Origin of the sequence: Vibrio zhanjiangensis (assembly GCF_030161235.1) — a bacterium.
GTDB lineage: Bacteria > Pseudomonadota > Gammaproteobacteria > Enterobacterales > Vibrionaceae > Vibrio > Vibrio zhanjiangensis.
The window spans coordinates 20,182-39,306 of sequence record NZ_BSPW01000054.1 but is presented as its reverse complement, the minus strand read 5'-3'; the positions used below and the strand labels follow the sequence as shown (position 1 = coordinate 39,306).

Below are 19,125 nucleotides of genomic sequence, written 5' to 3'. Positions count from 1 at the left end.
AAGTCTGATAGATTAAGTTGGTGGCATGTGTCGGCCTTTTTTGTTGGCTAGATTCTGAATAAGTAGGGGGATGAAATGCGTATTTTACTTGTTGAAGATGATCCTATGCTCGGTAATGCCATTACGGCTTCTCTTTCGAGACATCACTATACCACTGACTGGGTTACTTCTGGAGAGAGTGCTTTACACGCTCTGCAAGCAGATGATTTTCTGCTGATTATTCTCGATATTGGTTTACCGGGTATCAGTGGGTTACAAGTTCTCAAAGATTTGAGGGACAAAGGCGATAAAACACCAATATTGATTCTCAGTGCTAGGGATGAATTGAATGACCGCGTTTATGGGCTAAATCATGGTGCGGATGATTATTTAGTAAAGCCATTTCAACTTGAAGAATTACTTGCCAGAATGGGAGCATTAATAAGACGGTCTGCTGGGATTGCGGATGATACTATCGTCATAGGTGATGTCTCTGTTTCGGTAAATTCACACAAAGTTGCAGTCGCAGGTGAGTGCATTAATTTAACACCCAATGAATTTAAAATACTGCTCTACCTGATTACAAATTCAGGACGAGTACTGAGTAAAACACAGATCCTACAAAATATGCATGGATGGGATGAAAGCGCAGGACTGAATTCGATTGAAGTCCATATTCACAATTTGAGAAAAAAAATGCCCAAAGATACGATAAAAAATATCCGTGGTGTGGGATACATTATTCAATAGAAGTATGAAATTGAAATCGATAAAACGACGCGTTGCAACAGTGAGCGTTGAACTGTGTTTGGCGGTAATTACTGTGTCTATAATTTGGGTTTATTTTGATACCTCAAAGGCCATTAATAATGTCAATGATGCACGTCTTGAAGATTTGAGTGAAAGCTTTTTGAAGGTGTTGGTGATGACCGATCCTTCTGTTCTTGGTGAGAATCAAGACATGTCACCGGAAGACATGTTGGCCCAGATTAAGAGTAAGACTTCACCAGAGGATAAACTAGAGCAATGGTCATCAGAGAAGTTACTCAAAGATGATTTTGCCTATCTTCTGTTGAATAGGCATGGCTCTGTCCTAGCTCAATCTTCCAACGCACCACCTGTCGATTTATCATTGATGAGGCAGCCAGGTCTCAATGACATAAAGGATCAAAGTCAGGGAAATACTTGGCGAGGAATCACTATGGTGTTAACTCAGCCCAAAACCGGCGAATTACTTTGGCTTTGGCTGGGTGAAGATAAGCAGCTGAGAGGTAAAATTGAAAATAAAATCGCGATGCCAGCGATTGTTCCTTTATTGGTAGCGACGCCGCTGCTGTGTCTACTACTAGTTTTATTTACTTACCATCTTTTTGCGCCTATTAGTCGTTTAGAGAAGGAAATTTCTGAAAAATCGATAGACAACCTTTCTCACGTAAACATCTCTGATGTTCCGACCGAAATAGACGGCTTAGTTAAGCGTTTGAACTTCTTGTTTGATCAAGTGGATGCGGCTTGGCAAAGAGAAAAACGCTTTAATCAAGATGCGGCACATGAACTCCGCACACCGTTAGCGGTGATTAAACTCAATGCTCAAAATGCTATCAAAACCGAAAATGCGCAAGAGAAAAATCATGATTTGGAGCAAATAGAGCAGAGTATTGTTCGCTCTGAGCGGACCATTGAGCAGTTACTTACCTTAGCAAAAGTAGAAAGTGGCCTGATCGTCGATTTGAACAAACCCGTTGACGTCGTTTCTTTACTGCGTTGTGTCATTGCAGAATTGGTTCCTTTGGCGTTAAAACAAGATCAAGAAATTACGTTCGATGCTGCGATAGACTCTTATTTTATCCAAGGTAATGATATCTTTTTAAATTGTCTTTTTCGCAATTTGATTGACAATGCTATTCGTTATTCTGGTGAAGGCACACGTATATGGGCAGAAATAATTCCGACTAGCGATAGTGTAAAAATCGTTATATCCGATAGTGGCCGAGGAATGAGTGAAGAGGATATTGAGCGTATTTTTGACCGCTTTTTTCGTTCAAGGCAGACCCAAAATAAGGTGCAAGGTGCCGGTTTGGGTATGGCTATTGTCGAAAGAGTCATTGCGCTGCATAACGGTACAATTTCTGTGATACCACAAAAACCGGGTCTGGCATTTATTGTTACTCTACCTACTCAGCGTGATAAAGAACGCTCTATTACAAGTATATAAATTTTATGTTGGGTTGGTTTATTGGGGTAAGTTGTTGTGAGAATCTTGCCGATATTTGCCCGCCATAAAGAATAAGATTGTTCAAATAAGGTGATGGTTGACCAGTAATATTGGCTTTAAAATAGTAAAAAAAGCAGTCAAAACCCTTTTATTGATAGAGGGCTTTTTATTTTTTTTAAGAAAGTTCCAATTTAATTTCAAAAAATGTGAACTTGATCGTAATTCATTTCAAAATTGTCACTAGGGACTAAAATTCATTATATTCAATTGCTTAACATTTAATCACATTTTTGTTACTTCAGCTGTTGCCAAAATGTCTCTCAAATATGAAATTTATTGCACTTCACTTTTGATTTTTTCGTACTACTTTATAAATGTTCATGAAAAAAGCTTGGTTTTCTGAGTGTTATGTGAACAAAGGTTATAACCCTATATGGACGTTAAATTATGAAAATTAAATTATTAGCCGCTTTGGTTGCGGCAACAGCATGTGGTACTAACGCTTTTGCAGCAGAAGTTTACAACAGTGAAGGCACAACTCTTTCTATCGGCGGCCACGTCTCTGTGGGTGTCGGTGAATATGGTTCAGACGACGACGTCGCAGTAGAGCAAGTTTCACCGCGTCTTAACATTGCAGGCACTCAAGATATTGGCAATGGATTAGTTGTTGATATGAAAAGTGAATGGGCGATGGATTATCTCGATGGAGGCGATAGAACCTTCTCTACCCGTCTAGGTTACATTGGTTTAACCCACGAAGAGATGGGCCGTATGGTCGTGGGTACTCAGTGGTCGCCTTATTACGATGTCGGCGGTGTTGCGGATATGCCAATCGCGTTTGCGAACGACTTTTTATATGAAAACCAAGCTCGTATGGGTGGTGCCCGTGCAGACCGTATGGTGAGTTATAGAAAATCCTTCGCACTAGCCGATGACGGTATGGTGAATTTTGGCCTTGGTTGGCAAGGTGAGCATACTAGCATTGTGTTAAAAACTGATGCTCGTTTTCAAGTGGCACTTAGTGCTCAGATGATGGGCTTTGGCGCGGGTTATGCCTACTCAGGTGGTGAAAAAGAATTTACTGTTGCAAATGTCACACAAGACGCAACATCGCATATTTTCTCGCTAAATTATGGTTCATATGGTGCAGGTGTGTATGTCGCAGCAGTATTTGGTTTTAACGAATACTTTTATAATAACTACAAAGAAACAACGCATATTGAAGGCCTACTAGCTTACGGTATGGACAATGGTCTAAATATGAGTGTTAACTATGAAGAAGCATATGATGAGGCAGGGAAGTACACATTATACACCCAGTCTGCGATTCAGTTCGAGTATACCGTAGCACCAAGCTTTGTCACTTTTGCTGCTTATCAGATTGATCTAGGTGATGACTTCAGCTCCACTGAAGATGACGATAAGTGGATCGTTGGTATGCGTTACTACCTATAATTCGGTAATCCAACTGCCTTAACACGCATTTGTGTCAGCGCCTATTCAATTTTGACTAGGCGCTTTTCTATTACCCAATAAACTTTGTGCATAAGCTCAATGTTTATTCTGGTTTGCGTCGATTCTATACTGATTTCAATTACTATCTAGGATAGTGACTCAGGGTAAGGAATAAGCATGGGCTCGGTTAAATTTGGCAGTAAAAGTATCCAACCAACAAAGATTCTTTGTGTGGGGCGAAATTATGTTGATCATATTAAAGAATTAAATAATCCAGTCCCTGATCATATGGTAGTGTTTAACAAACCCCCTTCATCGATCACTACCCAGCTAAATTCATACCAAGGGGAGCCGCTTCATTACGAAGGTGAGATTTGCTTTATGATCAATGGAGGGCAATTCTGCGCTGTCGGCTTGGGCTTGGATTTAACTAAACGCCAACTGCAATCCGAATTGAAAAGTAACGGTTTACCATGGGAGCGCGCCAAGGCATTTGATGGATCTGCTGTGTTTAGTCGCTTTATTGCGATAGAAGGAATTCACGTTGACTCTTTGCAAATTGAATTATTTATCAATTGCGTTCGAGTTCAGAAAGGTTCGGTATCTGACATGATTTATTCCCCTCAAACCATTTTGCAGGAGCTGGCAACTTATACAAGTTTAGTTGATGGTGATATTGTCATGACAGGGACGCCTCAAGGTGTCGGGGTGGTACATCAGGGAGACGTATTCTTAGGACGGTTAAGTTGCCAAGACCAAATTGTATTGGAAGTAGAGTGGGTGGCAGGATAGAGATTTTCGATATGGAGAAAATCTTTATCCTGTGAGAAGTCAGGTCTAGGCTAATTTGTATCGTTAATTAACCCCAAATCTAATCTATTGAATGACTAATACAACAGCTCTTGTTCGCTTTGTTCTAGGGCTTGTGGTTCCAATTTCAAGGTTTGAGTTGGGTAGGCAATATCAGCGTTATGTTGACGAATAATGTTCATGATTTTTAGCAATACATCTTCTTTCACTTGATGATAACGCACCCAGTTGACCGTTTTGGTAAACGTGTACACTAGCATTTGAAGTGAAGAGGGGCCAAACGCATTAAAATTGACGATAAGAGTTTGTTTGCTATCAATATCTGGGTGACTTTTAAGCATTGATTTAATCTCGCTCACAATACTCTCGACTTTATCACTATCGCTGTAACGCACGCCGATGGTTTCCTTTATTCTGCGATTTAGCATTCGGGAAGGATTTTCTACGACTATATTACTGAACACAGAGTTGGGTATATACAGAGGACGTTTATCGAATGTTCGAATAATAGTCATTCTCCATCCAATCCGTTCAACGGTTCCTTCTATTTGACGGTCGGGTGAGCGAATCCAGTCTCCGACTTTGAATGGACGGTCAAAATAAATCATCATGCCGCCGAAGAAGTTAGACAGCAAATCCTTAGCGGCTAAACCCACAATCAAACCACCGACACCTCCAAAGGTCAGTAGACCAGATAGGCTTAGACCAAAAGCTTGCATGATGGTGAGTGCACCAATGACGATGAAGATGAGCCGAGCAACTTTCGCAATAGCCTGTACTGTGGTTTCATCGTGTGTTTTTTGGTTTAGAACAAATCGCTCCATGTTGCTAATAAAGCGTATGGTGATCCAAACTAAGGTAGCGATCACCATAGGGACTTTTAACATGCTGAGCCATTGGAGTTTAATCCCAAAGTGCTCTTGGATGAAACAGTCAATCGATATTGTGGCTGGCCAGCACCAGATAAGTGTACTGATTGGGGTTTTTAACGCGTGTAATGTAAGGTCATCCCAGTCAAACTTGGTTTTCTTTGACAGAAACTCTAGTCGATTGTACACAATTCGCCATATGATCCAAACCAATAGGCTAGCGAGAGTAATAAACAGAAAGTTAGTATTCCAACTTTGAAGAAATGTAATTATGGGTTGTATTAAGGGTGATGAAGGATCCATCATTGATTAGCTCTTGTCGTTGTCAACTTTTCCACCCAGTATAATGATATGTCACCTATCAAACTAGTTATGTTCTAAGCAAAAGCTCTAGAAAATGTACATATAAAGGGAAGGCTCGTTGTGATTTCTATCTATTTTCTTGAAGTTCGCAGGGGAAATCGGGTTGCTAATTTTTACTATTGAAATGTTCAGATAGAGCGGCTCGACGGTTTTTGGCTGCACCACCACCACTTTTGACTGTGTCTTCATAACCTGACTTAATAAAACGCTGGGTTGGACTACTTGGAGTGATACGTTTAAGTTGCGGGGACTTAAAGGTACCTGACATTTGATATACAGATTGACCACTGCCTGTTGCAACCGTAATGAGTGTACCATCAAACTCGAAATCTGTGGTTATCAGTCTTTCATTACGAAAGACCCCACGTTCGCTGAATGTCAGAATTTCCGTATCATAGTCTGGTGTACCAATTTCGATCCACTTTCCATAAACATGTTTCGGATGGATATAATCTTTATAGCTGAAATACAAGATAGCAGAGAAGGCAACAGCCAGAGAGATAAGCAACGTGCCGCCGCATAACTTCAGGCAAGCTTCTTTCGTAAAATTGGAGCGTTTTTCTTGTTCGGAGTTATTGTTTTGCTTATTCAACGCCACATTTAACCGCTCTTTTAATTATGTCAAAAGATAAGTATAACTTTAAACCGGCTGCGTTAGTGAAAAATTTAATCTAGAACTTCTGAAATCTGTCACGTTGATGAGGACGCATTGAGCAAAACGATATGCGTTGAAAACGGTGCAAATGAATCTGTTTACTCACGTATGAACTTGGTAATGATGACGGGTTAAACTCGACAACACCAAACGAGCATACTGATATTATGATATGAAAAAGCATGATTGTCTTCGATCTTGAATCGAACTGTCGCAATTGATAGAAGTGTTTACTATAATTAAGATGTGGAATTGTTTTTGGGGGGGAAGTAAGATATGTCTGTTGTACCTAAACACAAAGATCCGCATGCGCGTTATGATGGTAGCCAGGAGTTGACAGCGGATCAATTGCACCGTTTTGGCAAAGTTGCCAATAAAGCTCAGAAAAGACGTGAGCTTAGGGAACAGGGCGGTACTTTGTCATCAGCAGCCAAAGCAGTGAAAGATAAAGCGTTAAAGCCAGTTGTAGCGCCAAAAAAAGACAAGCCAAACTCTGTAAGGTATGCTGCTTGGATGTTGGTAGTGATGTCGATCGGTTTGTGGGTGATGTTTATGACTCGCTAGGTCTTGCTGTCTTAAGCGGCGTGACTTTACTCAAACCAAGTTCAGACTCTTCAGTCAGAGTCTCAGTTTGATGAGGATTGTAATATCTATACTGGTTCTTGCCACTGTGTTTGGCAGAGTACATTGCTTTATCCGCACACCGAGTTAATTCTAACAACGAATCCGCATCATCAGGATAAAGAGCAACACCGGCACTCACTGTGAGTTTATTTATCCTTTCTGTACTTTGGTAACTGTCTTCGAATAAGTGACATATACGTTCCAAAATCCCATTCAAATCATCAATGCTATTGAGTCCATAGATAAGAAGTACGAACTCATCACCAGCAAAACGTGCGATTGAATAGTCGTTTTTTTGGGTTTTGCGATCTTTAGTGCGGATATTATTTTTGAGGCGATTGGCAAAATGTTGCAAGACACGATCACCTATTTCATGCCCATAGGTGTCGTTGATCGCTTTAAAGTTATCTATGTCCAGAAACACCATCGCAGTTAGGGTCTTGTTATTTTTCACTTGCTCGAGTTTACCTTGTGCCCAACTCTCAAAGCTCCACCTGTTGGCCAGTCCAGTTAACTGATCACGGTAGGCGAGATCTTCAATCCCTTCCTTATAAAGTGACTGTATATAACTGGTGACTTTCGCATAAAAGTATGCCGATGTATTGCAGAGTACGCAAAGAGCAAAGAGGCTAATTAGAAATCGGTCTATGGCAAATTGTTCTGGAACAATCACAATATCAGTTAATAAGCACACTAGGGTAGTAAAGCCCAAAAAACATGCACTCATAATCAATCCAGTCTTAAACTCGCACGCGAAGATGACGGCAGCGAGAATGGGATAAAGCCAAAGTAATCTGTCGGTAATATGCTCGCCATAGAAGAGCAACATAAAGGCTTGGAAAAGTAGCACGCTGGACAACACAATGTCTGAAACATTTACGGATGGGTTTAATCGTTGATACAGCAGGTTTCCGGCTAGCACCAGCACGCAAAATATATTTAGAAAGCCGAATAAATAATCGAGATTGATAAAATGGTTAAGACCATAGTAGGTCATGATTAAAAGGGCGATGGCAGAACACAGGAGTACGATCTTACGTTTTCTGGCAGAGCGCATATCCGCCATTTCTTCGAGATGCTGTCCTACAAAATTTGTCATACGTTCCCTTGCCTACAAAGTTTACAATACGGCTATTTAAGTCTAGAAGAAAAACTTCAGTCTGGAGCAAGGTTTAAGAAAATAAATCACTCAATATCAAGTCTTTATATGAGTTTTAATTCATATTGTTTTGTCTTTTTTCATTAAAAGCGCTAGATGGTTTTGCTTTAACTATATGGATTAATTTATGAAAAAATACATACATCAGAGCATTGCCTAACCGTTTGCTACTGATTTTTTAGTCAAGATAAAGCGATAATTCCTATTGTTATAACAAAATGTTCTATAAATGAGAGTTCAATAATAGATAGTGTTCATCTTCTGAACTCTTGACGTAACCAGTTACGTAACAGAAGAACATTTTCATTTTTTAGCTTCTCTGGTGGACATGCAAAATAGAAATCCTGATTTGGATTGAGAACAGGTGTTCCTATCTCAATAAGAGAACCTTGGTCTACTTCGTCACGGATAAATTGTTTATGGGAAACAAAAACGCCAAGCTTACGGATTGTGGCTTGAACGGCTTGGACAGAAACACTAAATTTTAGGTGCTGAGCGTATTCAGGTTCTGGCAGTTTGTAGCTATCACACCATATTTTCCAGTCATGTTTCCGTCGATCATTGGTCACAATAATCGCGGGGTATTGTTTTAGTATTGATGCTGGCGTGGTGTCTTGATCAATAAGATCTGGGCTGGCAGTTAACACAAGTTCATCAGTTGCCAATAATTCACAGTAATAATTTGACCAAGCATCGGTTTTTCCATGAATGATTGCAACGTCCACACCTTCCGTCTCCATTTTGAAGTTCCCAGTGAGACTGGATAGTCGAATATCGACTTTCGGCGCGTATTGGCTAAATTGGTCGACACGTGGAATCCACCAATGCATGACTAAGGAGTTAACCATATTGAGAGTTAGGCGCTGGCTGTGTGGGCGTTCTATAAGTTTCTCAGTTGCGATGATTATCTGTTCCAAGGCTGGTGCAACCTGTTTGTAGTATTGGCGTCCCGTAGAATTCAAAACGACCACTCTTCCCTGGCGTATAAATAGTGCCTGACCTATTTGAGATTCGAGACTCTTAATGGATTGGCTGATTGCTGAATGACTTACATTGAGTAGTTTTGAGGCGTCAGTCATGCTGCCTGTTTCTGCTACCGCAACGAATGAATACACAGATTTTAGTGGAACTGGTCTTTTCATATGTAAGTTTCTCTTACTAATACTGTAAACATTACTCGCTTTTTATTTCAATGACAAATTTGTAAACTGCAGTCGTTGGTTGGGAGGAGTTATGTTAAATAAATGGTGTCCTATCATATTTATGTTGGTGTCTACATTCAGTTTGTCATTAACTGGATTAGTGTCTAAATTTTTAACCGATCATTTTGAAGTTAGTTTACTGAGTTTCCTTAGATTTATTATACCCACAATGATTCTAATTCTGATATTCGCTGGACGTGAAATTAGGTGGCCTAGCCGGAATGAGCAGTACGCTTTGTGGATTAGAGCACTGTGTATAGGTTTGAGCCAAGTATGCTTCATATATTCTCTTCAAAGCTTGACGTTAATGGAAAGTGTGGTGCTGTTTGGAACGGGACCTTTGTTTATCCCAATATTAGAAAACCTTATATTTTCAACTAAAGTTCAAACAGTGAATATAATCGGATTGATTGTCACTTTTGGCGGTGTGTTGTTGTTATCGGCGGACGGTACCCACCTTAACATGAGATTTGAACTATTGGTTGGTCTGTGTGCGGGTCTATTCAACGCGGGTTCCCAACTCAGTTTGTTTAGGATTAGTCAGAGCCGCTTAAATGCATTTGAAATCAATCTGTGGAGTTTTCTTTATGCGGCAGTGGTAGTAGTCCCCATGTTAGCATTTAGTTTCGTAGAAGGGCGCAGTATGTATCAGCCAATCGATAATAGTGCGTGGTTGGTTTTGGGTGCACTTGGATTATTGGGTTTGATGATCATCAATACTCAAGTTTTCCGCTCTAAGGCATATCATCTTTCAAGCTCTAACTCTGAGCTGGCTCCAATCATCTATACCAATTTGTTATTTACAGCTCTTTGGCAATTTCTGTTTTATCAAAAGACGTATAACACTTTGCAATTAGTTGGCCTCGCATTGATCGTAATGACTAATGTTGTTTGTGCTGGTTTATCTCATTCATTTGCTAAGAAGTTTACTGCTTCATCTAAAGGAAGTTTAGATAATTGCAAATAGATAAATACTATGTTGTGTCGTAAGTCGGTTGGAGCGCTTGTTGTAACTGTATTAAAGAAAGGCGCTTTTTATGATGGTACACAAGCATTTATCATGCTCACTGTGGCGATAAAGATAATATTTTTATCACTATTAATGGAAACTTACTCAAGTTCATATAGTTTTTAAGTAGGAGTGTAGGTAATGTCCATGTCGTCATGCACCCAAAAAATATTTAGCCGAGTAGTTTATCCCTAGACAGTGCAGAGATAGGGCTTGCTACATTGGGTAGTTGTGGATTTGTGTGAGGGTTTAATGAGAGAGCGTTTTGGCAGTCGATGGGCAGCTTTGTTGATAGCACTGCTATTAAGTGGTGTCGGCATAGGACTGGTTGAGTTTATAGACCGTAGCCAAAAGGCCTTCATGCACAATAGGATGTTGTTACGAGCAAAAGAAGAGTTGTCCATCATTCGCTCAGAGTTAGAAATAGCGATTTTCAATGACATATTCGTTGCAAATGGTCTGGTGGCACTTATTGCTTCCAAGCCGAATTTTGACTTTTCTGGTTGGGAGTTATTTGCCTCTAGCGTTATACGCAAAACACACCATGTTGAACTTATAACATTGGCACCAGATGATGTCGTGAAGTATGTCTATCCATATGAAGAAAATGAGCACTTGCTCGATTTAGATTATCGCACTCTTCCAGATCAGTGGAGGACAGTAAATCAGGCCAGAGATATACATGAGATTTTGATTGCTGGACCTGTAAATTCCGTTCATGGCCGAAGAGTGCTCATCGCTCAGGTGCCACTTTTTTCCGACCCCATATACTATCGAGATTATTGGGGGGTATGCAGTTTAGTCATTTCACTCGAGAACTTATTTAGTGATGTTGGGGTTGAATCATACGCCAGAAAATACTATTTGGCGATGCGAGGAGTCGATGGCTCGGGAGAGGAGGGAGATATATTTTATGGAACTAAGAGTACTTTTGATGATGCTTTCGCTACGGAGTCAGTTAAGTTCCCATATGGTACTTGGTTAATCGCTGCAGCGACGAAACATGATTTGCTTGAATTTGGTATTTGGTATCGTGTTCATGCCGCAAGGTTACTAGGGTATCCTTTGATCGTCTTGCTGATGCTGGCATATGGCGCGATTTACTATCTTTACCATACTGCCAACCAACGTGCTTTGCATGATTCACTGACGTCCTTGCCTAATCGTCGCTATTTTATGTACACACTTGAGCGCCATTTTGGACTCATTGCTGCTTCTGCCAAAGCACAATCTTTTGCCATCCTAAATGTAGACCTAGACAAGTTCAAATGGATTAACGACACCTATGGTCATGCGGCTGGAGATAAGGTACTCATCGCGGTAGCGAAGAGAATTAAAGCAGTGTTGAGGTCATGTGACGTCGTTGCGCGAGTTGGGGGAGATGAATTTTTGGTTCTTTTAACTCGAGTTAAGAGTAAAGAAGACGTGGATACTATAAACAATCAGTTACAGAAAGCGATTTGCCAATACCCCGTAATGTATGAAAAAAATGAAATAAGTATCTATGTCAGTATTGGAGTAGCAATATACGATGGGCAATTCAAAGAGGTGGATGAGATGCTTAAGGTTGCTGATGAAAATATGTACGATGACAAGCGGAGTTAAGAATAATTTGAGTGAAATTGACTATTCATGAGCGCGAACTAAATCGTAGGATGGTTGGTTAAGATAATAAAGTTGGTGGAAGATAATGCAAGAGTTGACTCAATGGTTAAGCGATTTTGATGGCAGTCACCAAAACCCTCTAAATCAGAGGATTAGTAAAGTGGCGGTGCCGGGCGCCTTTCTTGGCGCGGTTGGTTTAATTTGGACAATTCCGTCACCAGCCTTGTTTGGCTTTACCGTGAATTGGGTATGGATGGCTTTGGTACCTATTATGGTTTTTTATCTCAAGCTGTCTGTAAGTATATTTTTGATGATGCTGGGGTTTACCATTGCCTGTATATCCTTAATTTGGTCGTTAGATATCTTACAGTTACCAGTGTTCTCTATTTCCGCAGCTTTATTCATTCTATTAGAAGTGGTGCAATTGATTGGGTATAAGTTGGAAGGAAAATCGCCCTCTTTGACCGACAAGCTATGGTTTATCTTAATCGGGCCTATCTGGGTATTTCACCAAAAGTGATCCACATCTGATGATTTTGGCTTCGCAACCTTCAGTGTATCAACAATGTGATTTCCTATAGTTATTTTTTGCAATATGCAAATGTAATTTTTAGCATATTGCAAAATTTATTAATATTGCAAAGACTTTATGCGTATCGTTTGTATGTATTTGGTGGAATTGTCGCCAATTTAATGGGTTTTTGGCTTCTATTAAAGTTGGCACGACTTGTGCTTTACTGTAGATGACCCTTATTAAGCCGAGGGTCACCTAGCCAACTGACGTTGTTAGTGAATATACATTGTTCACGCCTTATATCGCCAATTACAGATTTTTGTGATTGGCTTTTTTTTATTCTGAGTTTGTTTAGATACACTCTTTATTGAGGCTATAGCAGCTTGGCTTTCTGGGGCAAAAGGCCCCGCGAGAGCATATGACTCTCGCATCAGCCTGTATACCGCGTTCTATCCAGTTAATATTTAGAATTTTTGCAACGGTCGTAAATTCCTTTCTGATGTTATTCGGGATTGACGCAGTACCTCCATTTTCGACGCACAATGTTTTTAGTGATTCTGCGATTGTCTGGGAGTCTCCCCCTTGTGCATCTATAGCTGGGTTTAGATCAATACCCGCGCAGAGCACTCTATTATTGCCGGCAGGGTCTGTGATATTGACGGATTCACAGCAATATATTCTAGGTCTGTCATTGACGTCTAGAATAGAAATTTGTGCAGAGCTTTCATTTTGTGGCTGTGATAATCGACGAAACACAGCCCAATGCTGGCAAGGGTCATTAACCTGTCGCATATTTCCCCAAGGCAGTGGGATACCATTACCTCGATATACGGCTTTGAGCTTGTTTTGACCATAGGCATCAAAATAGTGCCAGTGAGGATAGGGGGATACGACTGTCATGCGTCTCATTGCGACAGAAGGCGATACCCCAGCTTTGAGATGAGTATCAATTTCATAGCCATTGCGATCGAGCAATTGTCGGAAAGGGACTTTGGGGCATAGTAACGCGCCAGCAAAGAAGCTTGATTCAAAATCACGCCAAGCTTGTAATATGTCCTTCGATTTGAGTTCTGATGTCGAATTGGATTGGTCATTTTCCCCCCATCGATTGGACTGACCCACAGAGAGAACACTTTTTAGGCCTGCTTTGTTGTGTAAGACACAGTGCCCAATATAAACAGAGAGATCATACTTTAGGCGAGTAGGATGCTTCTTTAGAATATCATTTAGATAGATAGTGTTAGGGGGTTCAAAAAATGAAGTCACCATTTGTGTAGTACTGACTCCCAGCTCATCAACGATATCTTTTGGGGGGCGAGATACCCACCGTACTACAAGCCCTATGCTTCGAGCCATATCCATGAGCTCTTGCCAAGATAAATTAAGACGTTTCTGTCCCACTTCTTCAGCCGCTCGTTCGAGGTCTGGAAAGTGATTTTGGTTACTCTCTTGATGAGCTCTTATAAGCAGGTGAGCAAATTGGCGTCCAGAGATGCCGGTTTGAGATAACATCTCTGGTATGGCAATTTGTAAGATGTCGTTTGAGAAAAGAAAACTTGGCTCAAGTGCCATTCCATGAATCCCGCCTCTGTTTCCTTTTACTGGTGTAATGTCCGCCTTTTCGGGTTCATCGTCTAGAAACCATGACGGTTGTTTTTGGAAGACATCTGCGATGACCTCTAGCATTTCACTACTGGGTACTCGTTTCCCACGTTCAATCATTGAAAGATAAGATACTGAAGGTGCTGATGTGGGGTTAATGCGAATGCAGCGTGCCGAAAGATCTTCCATTGTTAGGTTATTTCGCTTTCTAAGGTTTCGAATTTTGGTTCCCAAAAAATGAGATTGACGGATAAGGCTTTTAGGCAGCATTTTGTAAAATTCACACTGTAAAATTTTTGTTGTGAAATTGTAGTAAAAAACAAACTAGTATACCAAGTAAGCAAGGTCACAAATCGACATATCGCGACATAAAAGTTCCAAAAACTCGCTTTCGAGAAATAAACGTTGAAACTCCGTGAGGGAATACAATATGAATATGCTTACTTTCGACAAGACGAAAAATCATCAACAACGCTCAACTTATATCGCTGAAGCTGTATTTGAGGTAGAAAAGGTAAGTGCTGATCGGGTATCTGAAAAGCAGGCTAAAGCAAAAAAATTGCTTGATCGCCTTTTTCCATTAGAAAACGGCTCTCACAACGATGTTACAGCCTATGTAATAGATTACCGCCATGTTATGGCTTATTTCAAAGATGGTTGTCATAGCGGCTTAAAATACCCCAAGCACTTTGTCGCTTACTGCGGTAATAAGGAAGAGCCAGAGTCTATCCTTTTCCGAGATGGTACAGGAAGTCATGTGGAAGTTACGTTCGGTCCTCATCGGGGAACAGGCTGTGTTGAACTGGTTAATATTGATGATGTTCAGTTAGAAACATGCACCATGTTTCCACTAGAAACTCATGAAATGTCAGCGATGCGTCATTGGATCAGTCTGGTTAAAGGTGATGAGAAAGGAAAACTGCGTGCATACACAGAAGCTAAAGAATACACGTCAAAATCTGGTGAAGATTATGAATTGGTTTGTTGCTATAAATCATATAAATAAAAGTAACTAAAGTGAGTATTGTTATTAATGGCTTCTTGATAAAGGGAGCCTTTATTGTATCTGATGTTCTGTAAAATAATGAAACAAAGGTATAAAGTGCCGTATTTTATCAGGTGTCATAAATGATATTTGGGTGTTAAAAAAATAGGACATAAAAATATAATTAGTATATATATTGTTGTTTTTTATAGCTCTTGGAACGAAATAATCAAAAATTTAGCATTTTATTGACTATTTGATGTCTTATTTTTTTGCCATGAGACAAATTGTAATTTCATTTGTCGTTTGCTTGATTAACTTATTATCAACCATGTTAATGGAGCGAGTGAACGCAAAGACACTTCCTATTCAGTCGTTGGGGAGAAGAATTCTATACCAATAACAGGAAAGTAAAATGAAACAACATCAAACTCTTTGGCTAATCGCCGCTGGTTTAGGAGTTAGCCTTCCAGCAACGGCCGCACAAATGGTTAAAGTCGACAGTGATGCATTATTGCAAGCAAGTCTAAAAGCTCAATCTAATAGTATTGTACCGATTGAAACAGGCTTTGCTGAAGTTAAGCGAGTGGTTTTACCAAATGGAAAAGTAAAGGTCCGTTATCAACAGACCTACATGGGGCTTCCGGTATTCAATACTTCAGTGGTCGCGACTCAGAACAAACAGACTCAAAGCGAAGTGTATGGCACTATGATGCAGGGAATAAGTGGAGATGTGGCAACTCCTTCACCTGTATTAGATGAAAAACAAGCGATTTCTGCGGCTAAGAATGCGTTTAAAATGAACGCTATAGTCGGTTCTGATACATCATTTGAAAATACTCAATCCGAACTCATGGTCTGGATGGATGATTCAAATACTGCCAAAGTCGTTTACTTGGTTGACTTTTTTGTAGCAGCAGAGGTTCCACAACGTCCATTTTACTTTATCGATGCAAACACAGGGAGTGTGCTTAAGCATTGGGAAGGGCTAAACCATGTCGAAGCAACAGGTACGGGACCTGGAGGGAATGAAAAAACGGGTCAGTATAACTTCGGTTCAGATTTCCCAGGGTTTGTGATTAGTAAATCGGGTAGTACCTGTATCATGAACAATAATGCGGTGAAGACAGTTAACTTAAATGGTGGTACGTCAGGCAGTACAGCTTATAGCTATTCATGTGGAGATGACTCGAATTACAATGACTATAAGTACATCAATGGCGCATATTCACCCCTTAACGACGCGCATTATTTTGGTAAGGTTGTTTTCGACATGTACAGAGATTGGATGAATACCGCACCATTAACTTTCCAATTGACTATGCGTGTACACTATGGGAACAGTTATGAAAATGCTTTCTGGAATGGCTCATCCATGACATTTGGTGATGGAAAAAGTCGGTTTTATCCTCTGGTAGATATCAATGTTAGTGCTCACGAAGTGAGCCATGGCTTTACAGAGCAAAACTCTGGCTTAGTATATTCCAACATGTCTGGTGGTATGAATGAAGCCTTCTCTGATATCGCAGGTGAAGCGGCTGAATATTATATGAAAGGTTCTGTTGACTGGATCGTGGGGGCTGACATCTTTAAATCACAAGGTGGGCTACGCTATTTTGATCAGCCTTCTAGAGATGGCCGCTCAATCGATCATGCATCGGACTACTATAATGGTTTAAACGTGCATTATTCTAGTGGTGTATTCAATCGTGCTTTCTACTTATTGGCAAACAAAGCAGGTTGGAATGTCCGTAAAGGGTTTGAAATTTTCACTTTAGCCAACCAAGTCTATTGGACTGCCAACAGTACTTTTGATGAAGGTGGTTGTGGTGTCGCGAAGGCTGCGTCTGATATGGGCTACAGCGTTTCAGATGTAGAAGATGCATTTAACACAGTAGGTGTGAATGCTTCTTGTGGTAGTACTCCTCCTCCTCCAACTGATAATGTTTTGGTAAAAGGAACACCAGTATCTAATCTTTCAGGTGCACGCCTGTCTGAAACCTTCTACACCTTCACTGTTGATTCTGCGTCAAATGCAGTTGTCACTATGTCTGGTGGAACTGGTGATGCAGACCTATATGTAAAGGCAGGTAGCAAACCTACCACCAGCAGCTTCGATTGCCGTCCATACAAATATGGTAACAACGAGCAATGCACTGTATCGGCGATGCCTGGTATGACTTATCACGTCATGCTTCGTGCATACAGCAGCTATTCGGGTGTTACTCTCAGATTGGACTAGGTCGTTGGGTCATTAACGTTAAGGGCTCCTATGAGGAGCCCTTAATTTATTGTTGTAGTTTATTTTTAGCCTGTTCTACTTTTGAAAAGTCTAATCCTAATTCATCTACTGCATCTCTCATTATCTGTGGATTCTGCATTACCTGTCCCATTAGGATTTGTAACTGGTCTTGAGGTAGGCCTAACTGCCCTAGACTTGACATAGCGGCAAGAGGGTTTTGTGTTAATGTCTCAAATAGCTGGTTAATTTGTTCGTTACTGATATTGTGCTTTTTCAACATATCAATGATTGGATTCATGTCTTACCTTGTGCCTAGATATAGAAATAACAAAAGTGTACCATCGAGTGACAAGTTATTGAACGTCAAATGGCAATCTTCGGCCTGAGGAAAGTGAAACGGTTCCCTCAGGCTGGTATTTAAGTGAATTATTTTATCAAGCATTGTTCGCTTTAAAGCTATTGACCGCAGACGCAACGCTTTCTGCTCCACTGTATATTTCATCCATTGTGCGAGACACTTCCTCGATTCGCGAGCTTGTCTGCTCAGCTACGCTATTTACGTCATTCATTGCCTTGGTGACTTCTTGAGTTAGAGACATGTTTTTGTTGACAACCTGAGTAATTTCTTCGGTTGATTCAGAGGTTCTGGATGCAAGTTGCCTCACTTCATCGGCCACAACTGCAAACCCACGCCCTTGTTCGCCAGCCCTGGCTGCTTCAATGGCTGCGTTTAAAGCCAATAAGTTAGTTTGATCTGCAATACCACCTATCGTTTTAACAATTTCTGAGACGTCGTTGGATAAGGAGGCGAGCTCTTGGACTTGATTGATGGATTGGTTTAGGTTCTTCATCATAGTCTGAGAAATGTTGACAGTATCTTCTAGTACTTTTTTTCCTTCTTGGGTAACTTGGGAAGTTTCCAATGCAGTACTGTAAGCAATATTTGCAGCATCCGATACCGCTAACTCTCTTGTGACATCATCTGTGATGTCAGAGGCAAACTTGACCACTTTATAAACCTTACCTTTGCTGTCACACACAGGACTATACGACGTTTGAATCCAGACTTCTTCACCATGCTGGGATTTACGCAAAAATCGTCCAGAGAAAGCTCGCCCGCTAGACAAGTCCTTCCAAAAACTTGGGTTTTGCTGGTAAAAGTCGTCAAAACAAAACATTTTGTGATGTTTTCCTTTTATTTGATCAAGGGTATAACCTAGAGCATTGAGGAAATTGTTGTTCGCCTCGATAATGGTTCCGTCCGGTTGGAACTCTATGACCGCGAAATTTTGGTGAAGCGCTTTTATTAGATCCTGTTGTGAACTGGCGTTCGTCATTTTCTCGGTAACGTCATTGGCAATTTTTATTACGCTTTCAATCTGGCCGCTCTCACCTTTTATTGGGAAATAGGTTGCTTCTATAATCACCCGTTCTTTGCTCTTATTGTAGCGCTCAAAAGTTCCCGTTTTAACCTTACCCATGGCCAAGTCAGCCCAAAAATTACGGTACTCTTGTGTTTCTGTGTATTGAGGATCACAAAATATTTTGTGGTGCTTCCCTAGTATTTCACTTAATTGGTAACCCATGGCGTTAAGAAAAAGTGGGCTGGCAGACTGAATATGTCCGCTTGGGTCAAAATGTATAGTGATCAGCGATTGATTCATCGACTCAACAATGTGTTTGTAACCTTGGAGTTCGCCTTCTGCTTGTTTATCACTATCGACACGGTTCTTAAAGGGCCACATAGTGCCTTTCTCCCTAATGATTTTTTTATCACTAGTAAGTATGGCTGCTGTTCTTGGTAAATCAAACTAGACGCATAACATTTATCGAGAAT

17 protein-coding genes are annotated in these 19,125 nt (G+C 40.5%); 10 read left to right on the top strand and 7 right to left on the bottom strand.

The window, feature by feature from the left end; genetic code table 11:
* Positions 1 to 75 precede the first annotated feature (75 nt).
* The 4 genes from QQK21_RS13150 (at position 76) to QQK21_RS13135 (ending at position 4,441) form a co-directional block, all read left to right on the top strand.
* The gene (locus tag QQK21_RS13150; RefSeq protein ID WP_284192650.1) at positions 76 to 729 is read left to right on the top strand and encodes a response regulator transcription factor; all 654 of its coding nucleotides are present in this window, start codon (positions 76 to 78) and stop codon (positions 727 to 729) included.
* A gap of 73 nt (positions 730 to 802) precedes the next feature.
* The gene (locus QQK21_RS13145) at positions 803 to 2,194 is read left to right on the top strand and encodes a sensor histidine kinase (RefSeq protein ID WP_284192649.1); all 1,392 of its coding nucleotides are present in this window, start codon (positions 803 to 805) and stop codon (positions 2,192 to 2,194) included.
* A gap of 447 nt (positions 2,195 to 2,641) precedes the next feature.
* A complete protein-coding gene (locus tag QQK21_RS13140; protein WP_284192648.1) occupies positions 2,642 to 3,649 on the top strand; it encodes a porin in 1,008 nt (335 codons plus the stop codon).
* Between the two features lie 177 nt (positions 3,650 to 3,826).
* Entirely contained in the window at positions 3,827 to 4,441 is a 615-nt protein-coding gene (locus tag QQK21_RS13135; RefSeq protein ID WP_284192647.1) for a fumarylacetoacetate hydrolase family protein, read from the top strand.
* 95 nt (positions 4,442 to 4,536) lie between these two features.
* On the opposite strand, the gene QQK21_RS13130 is transcribed toward QQK21_RS13135, so the two are convergent.
* Together QQK21_RS13130 and QQK21_RS13125 are read right to left on the bottom strand one after the other, a co-directional pair.
* Complete coding sequence (locus tag QQK21_RS13130; RefSeq protein ID WP_284192646.1) at positions 4,537 to 5,634, bottom strand: mechanosensitive ion channel family protein; 1,098 nt, start codon at positions 5,632 to 5,634, stop codon at positions 4,537 to 4,539.
* Positions 5,635 to 5,797: 163 nt separating this feature from the next.
* A complete protein-coding gene (locus QQK21_RS13125) occupies positions 5,798 to 6,289 on the bottom strand; it encodes a DUF2850 domain-containing protein (RefSeq protein WP_431313117.1) in 492 nt (163 codons plus the stop codon).
* Between the two features lie 333 nt (positions 6,290 to 6,622).
* On the opposite strand from QQK21_RS13125, the gene QQK21_RS13120 reads away from it, so the two are divergent.
* Entirely contained in the window at positions 6,623 to 6,910 is a 288-nt protein-coding gene (locus QQK21_RS13120) for a hypothetical protein (protein WP_284192645.1), read from the top strand.
* Here the strand turns inward: QQK21_RS13120 and QQK21_RS13115 are convergent.
* Complete coding sequence (locus QQK21_RS13115; protein WP_284192644.1) at positions 6,897 to 8,069, bottom strand: GGDEF domain-containing protein; 1,173 nt, start codon at positions 8,067 to 8,069, stop codon at positions 6,897 to 6,899. The two genes, QQK21_RS13120 and QQK21_RS13115, sit on opposite strands and share 14 nt — an antisense overlap.
* 314 nt (positions 8,070 to 8,383) lie before the next feature.
* A complete protein-coding gene (locus QQK21_RS13110; protein ID WP_284192643.1) occupies positions 8,384 to 9,271 on the bottom strand; it encodes a LysR substrate-binding domain-containing protein in 888 nt (295 codons plus the stop codon).
* Between the two features lie 91 nt (positions 9,272 to 9,362).
* Here QQK21_RS13110 and QQK21_RS13105 point away from each other — a divergent pair, with 91 nt between their 5' ends.
* The 3 genes from QQK21_RS13105 to QQK21_RS13095 all read left to right on the top strand — a co-directional run bounded on the left by QQK21_RS13105 (position 9,363) and on the right by QQK21_RS13095 (position 12,465).
* A complete protein-coding gene (locus QQK21_RS13105; RefSeq protein WP_284192642.1) occupies positions 9,363 to 10,298 on the top strand; it encodes a DMT family transporter in 936 nt (311 codons plus the stop codon).
* A gap of 294 nt (positions 10,299 to 10,592) precedes the next feature.
* Positions 10,593 to 11,945 carry a diguanylate cyclase gene (locus tag QQK21_RS13100; protein ID WP_284192641.1) on the top strand — a complete coding sequence of 451 codons (1,353 nt, stop codon included), beginning with the start codon at positions 10,593 to 10,595 and terminating at the stop codon, positions 11,943 to 11,945.
* 85 nt (positions 11,946 to 12,030) lie between these two features.
* Positions 12,031 to 12,465, top strand: coding sequence for an Mpo1 family 2-hydroxy fatty acid dioxygenase (locus QQK21_RS13095; RefSeq protein ID WP_284192640.1), 435 nt, complete (start codon positions 12,031 to 12,033; stop codon positions 12,463 to 12,465).
* 345 nt (positions 12,466 to 12,810) lie between these two features.
* Here QQK21_RS13095 and QQK21_RS13090 read toward each other — a convergent pair whose 3' ends face one another.
* On the bottom strand, positions 12,811 to 14,331 hold the full coding sequence (locus tag QQK21_RS13090; protein WP_284192639.1) for a DUF3612 domain-containing protein: 1,521 nt from the start codon (positions 14,329 to 14,331) through the stop codon (positions 12,811 to 12,813).
* A gap of 160 nt (positions 14,332 to 14,491) precedes the next feature.
* On the opposite strand from QQK21_RS13090, the gene QQK21_RS13085 reads away from it, so the two are divergent.
* Positions 14,492 to 15,067 (top strand): aldolase/citrate lyase/malate synthase family protein, encoded by a 576-nt coding sequence (locus QQK21_RS13085; protein WP_284192638.1) that lies wholly within the window; start codon positions 14,492 to 14,494, stop codon positions 15,065 to 15,067.
* A gap of 394 nt (positions 15,068 to 15,461) precedes the next feature.
* A complete protein-coding gene (locus QQK21_RS13080) occupies positions 15,462 to 17,288 on the top strand; it encodes a M4 family metallopeptidase (RefSeq protein ID WP_284192637.1) in 1,827 nt (608 codons plus the stop codon).
* A 46-nt stretch (positions 17,289 to 17,334) separates the two neighbouring features.
* Here the strand turns inward: QQK21_RS13080 and QQK21_RS13075 are convergent, their stop codons facing one another.
* Both QQK21_RS13075 and QQK21_RS22410 read right to left on the bottom strand, forming a co-directional pair.
* Positions 17,335 to 17,586, bottom strand: a complete 252-nt coding sequence (locus QQK21_RS13075) for a DUF2999 family protein (RefSeq protein WP_284192636.1) — start codon at positions 17,584 to 17,586, stop codon at positions 17,335 to 17,337.
* A 136-nt stretch (positions 17,587 to 17,722) separates the two neighbouring features.
* Positions 17,723 to 19,033, bottom strand: coding sequence for a methyl-accepting chemotaxis protein (locus QQK21_RS22410; RefSeq protein WP_284192635.1), 1,311 nt, complete (start codon positions 19,031 to 19,033; stop codon positions 17,723 to 17,725).
* Between the last annotated feature and the right edge of the window lie 92 nt (positions 19,034 to 19,125).